General features: G+C 72.9%; 10 protein-coding genes. 9 read left to right on the top strand and 1 reads right to left on the bottom strand.

Features of this window, described 5'->3' with window-relative positions:
* Nucleotides 1-174 precede the first annotated feature (174 nt).
* From ACFTZL_RS35630 to ACFTZL_RS35590, 9 genes are all read left to right on the top strand, one after another.
* Nucleotides 175-564, top strand: coding sequence for a DUF4333 domain-containing protein (locus ACFTZL_RS35630; RefSeq protein WP_382591720.1), 390 nt, complete (start codon nt 175-177; stop codon nt 562-564).
* A gap of 43 nt (nt 565-607) precedes the next feature.
* The gene (locus ACFTZL_RS35625) at nt 608-1,291 is read left to right on the top strand and encodes an ABC transporter ATP-binding protein (RefSeq protein ID WP_382591717.1); all 684 of its coding nucleotides are present in this window, start codon (nt 608-610) and stop codon (nt 1,289-1,291) included.
* A 28-nt stretch (nt 1,292-1,319) separates the two neighbouring features.
* Entirely contained in the window at nt 1,320-3,329 is a 2,010-nt protein-coding gene (locus ACFTZL_RS35620; protein ID WP_382591714.1) for an FtsX-like permease family protein, read from the top strand.
* Nucleotides 3,330-3,474: 145 nt separating this feature from the next.
* On the top strand, nt 3,475-3,798 hold the full coding sequence (locus ACFTZL_RS35615; protein WP_382591711.1) for a hypothetical protein: 324 nt from the start codon (nt 3,475-3,477) through the stop codon (nt 3,796-3,798).
* Between the two features lie 163 nt (nt 3,799-3,961).
* Nucleotides 3,962-4,594 (top strand): TetR family transcriptional regulator, encoded by a 633-nt coding sequence (locus ACFTZL_RS35610; protein ID WP_382591709.1) that lies wholly within the window; start codon nt 3,962-3,964, stop codon nt 4,592-4,594.
* Nucleotides 4,591-5,379: a 2-keto-4-pentenoate hydratase gene (locus tag ACFTZL_RS35605; RefSeq protein ID WP_382591706.1), complete on the top strand. Its 789-nt coding sequence runs from the start codon at nt 4,591-4,593 to the stop codon at nt 5,377-5,379. Before ACFTZL_RS35610 ends, ACFTZL_RS35605 begins: the two co-directional genes overlap by 4 nt.
* A 22-nt stretch (nt 5,380-5,401) precedes the next feature.
* Nucleotides 5,402-6,340: an acetaldehyde dehydrogenase (acetylating) gene (locus ACFTZL_RS35600; RefSeq protein WP_382591703.1), complete on the top strand. Its 939-nt coding sequence runs from the start codon at nt 5,402-5,404 to the stop codon at nt 6,338-6,340.
* The gene (dmpG, locus tag ACFTZL_RS35595) at nt 6,337-7,356 is read left to right on the top strand and encodes a 4-hydroxy-2-oxovalerate aldolase (protein WP_382591700.1); all 1,020 of its coding nucleotides are present in this window, start codon (nt 6,337-6,339) and stop codon (nt 7,354-7,356) included. The genes ACFTZL_RS35600 and dmpG overlap by 4 nt, the downstream gene beginning before the upstream one ends.
* A complete protein-coding gene (locus ACFTZL_RS35590) occupies nt 7,353-8,390 on the top strand; it encodes an amidohydrolase family protein (protein WP_382591697.1) in 1,038 nt (345 codons plus the stop codon). The genes dmpG and ACFTZL_RS35590 overlap by 4 nt, the downstream gene beginning before the upstream one ends.
* 15 nt (nt 8,391-8,405) lie before the next feature.
* On the opposite strand, the gene ACFTZL_RS35585 is transcribed toward ACFTZL_RS35590, so the two are convergent.
* Nucleotides 8,406-8,854: TetR/AcrR family transcriptional regulator (locus ACFTZL_RS35585; protein WP_382591694.1), on the bottom strand; the 449-nt coding region annotated here is incomplete at its 5' end.

Genomic DNA, 8,854 nt, shown 5'->3' with positions numbered 1-8,854 from the left:
ACACTGGGTGTCGAGCCGGCCCTTCCGTTGTGCCGTGATCGGCCGAACGGCCGAGGGACGGCGCGGTGAGGGGCCCGCGGCTCTGGCCGAACGGCCGAGGCGGGCGCCCACGCTGCCGGGCGAGAGTGGAGCCACTTCCTCTGCTGGAGCCTGACCCCGAACCAGGAGTACGAGATGCAGCGCGGTTTCCTCGTCGGTGCCGTCGGCGGCGTGACCACCATGGCCGCCGTGGGCGGTCTCGTCACCTGGCTGCTGGCCTCGAAGGACGTTCAGCACACCACGATCGACACGATCCCCCGCGCGTTCTACGTGAAGGTGGACGGCCACCTGGCGGTGGAGAGGACCATCCTCGAGGCGCGTATCGACGGCTGGTACCACCCGCTGCCGTGGGTCGGGCAGGACATCCACGACGTCTCCTGCCCGGCCCATCTGAAGGCGGTGGCCGGTGCGACCGAGACGTGCACGGCCCGGGTCGACGGCGGGCGGGTCTCGATTCCCGTGCGCGTGATCAAGGTGGAGGGAGACCCCGCGACACCGCAGGTCACCTGGCAGTTCGAGCGCTGACACCGTTCGATCGCTGACACCCCACCCGGGAGCACACCGCGTCATGAGCACCGTCCTGGCCGGTCACGGCCTCACCAAGAAGTACGGCCCCACCACCGCACTGGCCGGCGTGGACGTCGAGGTCGCCGAGCGCGACTCGCTGGCGATCATGGGCCCGTCCGGCTCGGGCAAGTCCACCCTTCTGCACACGCTCGCCGGGATCATCAGGCCCGACGACGGCCAGGTCCTGCTGCGCGGCGAGCGCTTCGACAACCTCGGCGAGAACAGGCTGAGCGCGCTGCGCCGCAAGCGCTTCGGGTTCGTCTTCCAGTTCGGCCAGTTGCTGCCGGAACTGCCCGCCGAGGAGAACGTCGCCCTGCCGCTGATGCTGGAGGGCGTCCCGCGCCGGCAGGCCGTCGCCCGCGCCCGCCGCTGGTTCGCGCCGCTCGGCCTGGACGGCCTGGCCAAGCGCCGCCCCGGACAGCTCTCCGGCGGACAGGCCCAGCGGGTCGCCATCGCCCGCGCCCTGGTGAGCGAACCGGACGTCGTCTTCGCCGACGAACCCACCGGCGCCCTGGACCAGAACACCAGCGAGGAGGTCGTACGGCTCCTCACCTCCGTCACCCGCGAGCAGGGCGCGGCGCTGGTCATGGTCACCCATGACGCCGACGTGGCCGCACACTGCGCCCGGATCCTCCAGGTCCGCGACGGCCGGATCAGCGGCCACCACCAGTACACGGTCGCCTGACCCCTAGCGCACGCCACCGGAGACCTCGATGCCTTCCCCCGTCCTGCCCCTGACCTGGCATCTCGCCCGGTCCGCCGGCCGCCGCGGCCTGCAGAGCCAGGTGCTCGCCGCCTCGGCCGCCGCCGTCGGCGCCTTCGTGCTGCTGGTGATGATCGCCGCCTGCCTCGGCTCCGGCACCCGCGCCGACCGCACCGCCTGGCGTGTCCCCGACGCGGCTCCCGCCGGGTCGGCGACCGCCGTCCAGGCCATGACAACGACCTACGTACGCCACCGGCCCGTCACCGTCGTCAGCCTCGCCCGGCTCCCGGACCGGGGGCCCACCCCCGCGCCGCCCGGACTGCGCGCGTTCCCGAAGAAGGGCGAGGTGTACGTCTCCCCCGCCCTGGCCGAGCTGATCCGCGAACTGCCCGCGCGGCAGCTCGCCGACCGCTTCCCGAAGCCGCGGTCCTACGGCGCGATCGGCGCCGCCGGACTCGCCTCCCCGGACGAACTGGTCGCCGTCGTGGGACGCGCACCCGGTGACCCGGCGGTCTCCAAGTCGGCCGAGGGCGGCGGCTGGTACGACGACGGGCAGACGGCCCGCGCCCGGATCACCGGATTCACCGGCGCCGAGCCGAGCCTGTTCACCGGTGCCGACCGGCAGACGGCGCTGCTCGGCGCGGTGCTGCTGGTGGTGCCCGTCGTGGTGCTGGCCGCCGCGGCCGGACGGCTCGGGGCGGCCCGGCGCGAACAGCGGCTCGCCGCGCTGCGGCTGGCCGGGGCCACCCCGCGCCAGATCCTCGCGATGACCGCCGCCGAGGCGGCGGCGGTGGGCGCCGCCGGTGCCCTCGCGGGCGCCCTCGCCTACGTGGCGCTGCTGCCCGCCCTCGCCGGGATCCCCTACGGCGTCGGCACCTGGTACACCGGCGAGCTGTGGGTCGGTCTGCCGTGGCTCACGGCGGTGGTGCTGGGGGTCACCGTCCTCCTCACGGTCAGCGCGGTGACGATGCTGCGCCAGGTGGCCACCTCGCCCCTCGGCGTGGCCCAGCAGGCCGACCCGCGCCGCACCCGCATGGTCCGGCTCGTACTGTTCGCCGCGGCCCTCCTCTACATCATGCAGAGCACCGGCGGGCATCTGACGAACCGCCGGATGGTCGTGCTGCTGGCCCTCTTCTACGGGGCGTTCTGGCTGTTCGGCCCGTGGGTCGTGGACCGGCTGGGACGGGTCGCGGGCCGTTTCGCCCGCCGCCCCGCCACCCTGCTGGCCGCCCGCAGGCTCAGTGACGACCCGCGCGGCGCCTGGCGCACCGTCAGCGGCCTGGTTCTGGCTGGATTCGTCGCCGGGTTCTTCTCCGTGAGCCAGCTCGACATCGGCTTCCCCGAGCACCCCGACCAGGTCGCGGTGCTGACCGACGGCGGCGCCGACGCCCGGCACACGGCGATCGAGGCCCGTGCGCTGCTGGCCCGGGCGGGCGTCGAGGCGACCGTCAGTACGGTGAACGACGGCGGCTTCGAGACCGTGCTGCTCGGCAACACCGGCGTGGTCGCCCGGGTCCCCGGCGGGCCCGAGCGGATCGACGCGGCCGTCACCGCCCTGACGCCCGCCGGGCAGGGCCGCTTCCCGGTCTCGCAGGACTATGTGTCCGCCCCGGACGAGACCATCACCGACCGCATCGCCACGGTCAGCACCGCCACGCTGCTCCTGAGCTTCCTCGTCGCGACGGCCTCCGCGGGACTGACGGCCGCCGCGGGAGTCCTGGACCGGCGCCGCGTCTACGGACTGCTGCGGCTGTCCGGCACCCCGCTGAAGGTGCTGGACCGGGCCCGGGTCCGTGAGACGGTCCTGCCCCTGGTCGTCCTGGCCGGAGGCACCACCGCGATGGGCGTCTTCGGCGGCTACCAGCTCAACCAGGCGGCCGGAGCCACCGTCAACAGCTCCGGCGCGCTCCAGCTCGCCGTCTGCGTGACCGTCGGCGCGCTGGCGATGCTCGCCGCGATCGGGGGCAGCAGGCCACTGCTGCGCAGGGTGACGGCGAACCCGGCGCAGACGGCGGACTGACGCGGCGAGAGGCCGCGGCCGGCCCGCGGCATGACTTCCACGCGCCCCGCCTGTGCCCCCCGCGCCACCGCGGCAGTGGCCTCCGCCTTCACAGCCTCATGCCAGTCTGTGACCGATCGATTACGCAGCGACAGGAGGCAGCCTCATGAGCATCAAGCGCACCACCGTGACGACCACAGCCCTACTCACGCTGCTGGGAACTCTGTTCTCCGCGACGGCGATGGCCGCGGCGCCACCCCAGGGGGACTTCACGGCCAGAGGCGTGAAGATTCACAGCGGCTACAGCACCACATCCTCCGTGCGCGGGCACGGCAATCCCGGCGACGGCTACACGCAGCTGGGCGGGCAGGCCAACGCGGAGAGCGTGCCCTGCCCGGACGGCTCGGTGAAGGACCACTGGACGTACGTCCACAACAACCGGACCGGAGTCGAGGGCTACGTCTCCGACTGCTTCATCAGGGAGTACTGACCACCGGCCCCAGCCCGACGGGGAGGCCGTACGGATCTGCTCGCTCGGCCTCCCGACCTCGCTCTCGTCGATGCGGTCGCCCGTTGAACCTCTTTAGAGTGGAGCTGCGCAAGGGGGCCTTCGAGGATCGCAGGGGCCCCGCACCAGCGGGAGAGGCAGGCACATGACCAGGCCGCAGACGGCACGCAGGAAGCGTGCGAACGGGGTGGAGTCGCGTCAGCGGATCCTCGACGCCGCGGTGGAGATCGCCGGCGAACGGGGCTACGAGGGCACCTCCATCGCCGCCGTCAGCGCCACATGCGGACTGCCCGCCAGCTCGATCTACTGGCACTTCAAGGACAAGGACGACCTCATCGCCGCCGTCATCGAGCGCAGCTTCGAGACCTGGCTCCAGGCCGTCGAACTGCCCGGCGAGGAGACCGGCACACCTCTGGAACGCGTCACCGCCATGGCCGCCAACATCGCCACATCCCTGGTCGACGCACCCGACTTCCTGCGCCTGGGACTGATGCTCGCCCTGGAGCGGAGGCCCGTCGAACCCCGCGGCCGCACCGTCTTCCTCCAAGTCCGCGAAATCGCCGCCCGACGCATCGCGGAGACGGTCCGGGGGCTGTATCCGGAGCTGGACGAGGACGCGGCCCGCACCCTCACCACCTACGCCGTCGCGGGCGCCGACGGCCTGTTCGTGCACCGGGAGATCCACGGCGACGCCGTCGACCTGGTGGCGATGTTCGACATCCACGCCCGGCTGGTCCACGACGCGGCGAGCCGCCTGGCAGCGAGGAGCAAGGCATGACCCTGACCGCCCCCCAGCGTGCGCGAGCCCGCCGGCTGCTGCGCGACGCCGAACGCCGCGCGACGCCGATCGACCCGCTGTCGGAGCTGCTGCCCGGCCTGGACACGGCCGACGCGTACGCCGTCCAGCAGGGCAACATCGCCGACCGGCTGACCGCCGGTGCCACGGTCGTCGGGCACAAGGTCGGACTGACCTCGGCCGCGATGCAGCGGCTTCTCGGCGTCGGCGAGCCGGACTTCGGGCATCTGCTGGACGACATGGTCCACCGCGACGGTGCTGCCGTACACGCGGGGCGGTACTGCGCCCCGCGCGTCGAGCCGGAGATCTGCTTCCGTCTTGCCGCGCCCCTGCGCGGTCCCGGCGTCACCGTCGCGGACGTCCTCGCGGCGACCGAGGCGGTCGCGCCCGCGCTGGAGATCGTCGACAGCCGGATCCGCGACTGGAAGATCACCCTGGCGGACACGGTCGCGGACAACGCGAGCTCGGCGGGCCTGGTCGTCGCCGCGTGGACGCCCCTCGGCGAGGTGCCCGACCTCCCCGCCGTCCTGGTCGACCTGCTCGTCGACGGCGAGCGCGTCGCCTCGGGCAACGGCCGGGAGGTGCTCGGCCATCCGGCCGCCGCCGTCGCCTGGCTGGCCGACACGCTGTCCGCCTTCGACGTCACGCTGGAACCGGGCCATGTGGTGTTGCCCGGCGCCATGACCACCGCCCCGTTCGTCACCGCAGGCCAGAAGGTGGAGGCCCGTTTCAGCGGCCTCGGGCCGGTGTCGGTGAGTTTCGTCTGATCAGCTGCCCCAGGAGACCTCCATGCCCCCTGCCCCCTGGCCGGTCGCCGTCATCGGCTCCGGCAACATCGGTACCGACCTGATGATCAAGATCATGCGCGGCTCCGGCGCGCTCACGATGGGCGCGATGGCCGGGATCGACCCCGCCTCCGACGGTCTCGCCCGGGCCCGTCGGCTGGGTGTCGTCACCACCGCCGACGGTGTCGACGGGCTGCTGGCGTTGCCCGGGTTCCAGGACATCAGGCTGGTCCTCGACGCCACGTCGGCCACCGCGCACCAGGCCAACTGGGCCAAGCTGGAGCCCACCGGTGTCCGGGTCCTCGACCTCACGCCCGCCGCGATCGGCCCGTACTGCGTGCCCGTGGTCAACCTCGACGCCCACCTCGACGCCCCGAACCTGAACCTGGTCACCTGCGGCGGCCAGGCCACCGTGCCGGTCGCGGCGGCCGTCGCCCGGGTCGCCCCCGTCGCGTACGCCGAGATCGTCTCCTCCATCGCCGCGCGGTCCGCCGGCCCCGGCACCCGCGCCAACATCGACGAGTTCACCGAGACCACCTCCCGCGCCCTGCGCGAGGTCGCCGGCGCCCGCCGCGGCAAGGCCGTGATCGTCCTCAACCCGGCCGAGCCGCCCCTGCTGATGCGCAACACCGTGTACTGCCTGGTCGAGGGAGACTGCGACCACGCGGCCATCGAGAAGAGCATCCTGGCGATGGCCGAGAGGGTCCGGGCGTACGTGCCCGGCTACCGGCTCAAGCAGAAGGTGCAGTTCGACCGGCACGACTCCCTGCACCTCCCCGGCGCCGGCCCGTTCACCGGCACCAAGGTCACCGTCATGCTCGAAGTCACCGGCGCCGCCGACCACCTGCCCGCCTACGCCGGCAACCTCGACATCATGACCTCCGCGGCCGTCGCCGCCGCCGAACGCATCGCCCTGCGCACACCCGTGGGGGTGAACCGATGAACCGCCTGTACATCAGCGACGTCACCCTCCGGGACGGCATGCACGCCGTCCGGCACCAGTACACGACCGCCCAGGCGGCCGCCATCGCCACCGCCCTGGACGCCGCCGGAGTGGACTCCATCGAGGTCGCCCACGGCGACGGACTCGCGGGCTCCTCCTGCGTGTACGGCTTCGGCGCCCACACCGACCTGGAGTGGATCGAGGCCGTCGCCTCGGTGGTCACCCGGGCCCGGGTCGCCACCCTCCTGCTCCCCGGCATCGGCACCGTCCACGACCTGCGCGACGCCCACGCCGCCGGGGCGTCCGTAGTCCGCGTGGCCACCCACTGCACCGAGGCCGACATCTCGGCCCAGCACATCGCCGCGGCACGCGAACTCGGCATGGACACCGCCGGCTTCCTGATGATGAGCCATATGACGGACCCCGCGACACTGGCCCGTCAGGCGCGCCTGATGGAGAGCTACGGCGCCACCTGCGTCTACGTCGTCGACTCCGGCGGCGCGCTGACGACGCCGGGCGTCGCCGCCCGGGTCGACGCCCTCCGGCAGGCCCTCGACCCGGCCACCGAGATCGGCATCCACGCCCACCACAACCTCTCCCTCGGCGTGGCCAACTCGCTCACCGCCGTCGAGCACGGCGCCCACCGCGTCGACGCCTCGCTGGCCGGCATGGGCGCCGGAGCCGGGAACGCGCCCCTGGAGGTGTTCGTCGCCGCCGCCGACAAGCTCCGACTCCCGCACGGCTGCGACCTGTTCGCGCTCCAGGACGCCGCCGACGATCTCGTACGACCGTTGCAGGACCGCCCCGTCCAGGTCGACCGCGAGACCCTCACCCTCGGCTACGCCGGCGTCTACTCCAGCTTCCTGCGCCATGCCGAGGCCGCCGCGTCCCGCTACGGCGTCGATGCCCGCAGCCTGCTCGTCGAGGTCGGCCGGCGCGGGATGGTCGGCGGCCAGGAGGACATGATCACCGACGTGGCGCTCGACCTGCTCGGCGGAGAGGACATCACGTCATGACGGGCCGTATCGACGTCCACCAGCACAGCGTGCCGCCCTTCTACCGCGACCTGCTCGCCAGGACCGGCATCGCCGAGGCGGGCGGCCGCGCCCTGCCCGACTGGAGCACCGGGGCCGCGCTGGAGCTCATGGACCTGCTGGGCATCACCACGGCCCTCCTGTCGGTCTCCACCCCCGGCACGGGTTTCCTCACCGACCCGTCCGAGGCGGCGGCCCTGGCCCGCCGGCTCAACGACCACGGCGCGACCCTCACGGCCGAACACCCGGGCCGCTTCGGCCACTTCGCCACCCTGCCGATGCCCGACCTCGCCGCATCCGCCGAGGAGGCCCGGCGGGCCCTGGACGAGCTGGGTGCCGACGGTGTCACCCTGCTCGCCAACAATCAGGGCACCTACCTGGGCGCGGACGGCCAGGACCCGCTGTGGCGGACCCTGGACGAGCGCGGCGCGGTCGTCTTCGTCCATCCGGCCGAGCTGCCCGCACCGGCTGTCGAGCACATCCCGCCGTTCGCCGCCGACTTCCTCCTCGACACCACACGGGCCACCTACCTCCTCGTCCGCAGCGGCATCGTCCGCACGTACCCCCACATCCGGTTCATCCTCAGCCACGCGGGAGGGTTCGTCCCCTACGCCTCCCACCGCATGGCCGTCGCCATCGCCGCCGGGACCGGACGCAGTCCCCTGGACGTCCTGGACGACTTCCGGAGCTTCTACTTCGACACGGCGCTGTCCTCCAGCCCGGCCGCCCTGCCCACCCTGCTCGCCTTCGCCCGCCCCGAGCGCGTCCTCTTCGGCAGCGACTGGCCCTTCGCCCCCGCCGTGGCCGGCCAGTACTTCGCGAGTGGCCTCGACACCTGCCTGGACCAGGCCACCGTCAAGGCCGTCAACCATGCCAACGCCGCGGCGCTCTTCCCCCGCCTGGCCGCCACGCCCACCCCGGCACCGGTCCGACCGCTTCCGTACCGTCTGCGCCAGTCCGCCCAGCGGGCAGCCGCCCGGCTGCTCTTCCGGCTCGTCCAGCCCGGGACGGAGTGAACTCCGGTCGCCCCGCTACGCCTTCTGAGTCTCCCTTGCCATTGCCATGCGGCTCGCCGCCTCGTACACCAATTGGGCGTGCAGTTCGAGCATCGCCACCAGGTCGACGGCGTCGCCGTGGATCTCCCGGTGCACGAAGAGACCGTCGGCACCGGCGACGGCGTAGGTGGTGAGGGTGCGGACGGCCTCCTCCTCCAGGTCCGGGAAGAGGGTCTCGACCGTTTCCGCGATGCGTCGGGCGGCGATTGCGCGGACTTGGAGGAAGACGGTGCGGCCGCGGGGTTCGACGGGGCGTCGTTCCAGGGCGAGCATCAGTCCCAGGCGCAGGAAGTCGGGTGCGTCGACGAGGGATGTGGCGATGTTGGCGGCCATGGTGGTGACGCGTTCCAGGGGTGTGCCGGTCTCTTCGCCGGGCAGTTCGACGGCCTGGAGCCAGGTCTCGAAGCTGCGCTCGATGACGGCGG

This window comes from Streptomyces sp. NPDC056948 (assembly GCF_042674225.1).
In the GTDB taxonomy this organism is placed as follows: Bacteria; Actinomycetota; Actinomycetes; order Streptomycetales; family Streptomycetaceae; genus Streptomyces; species Streptomyces purpurascens.
Note: the sequence above shows the minus strand (reverse complement) of the source record. Positions and strands in the feature narration are given on the sequence as shown.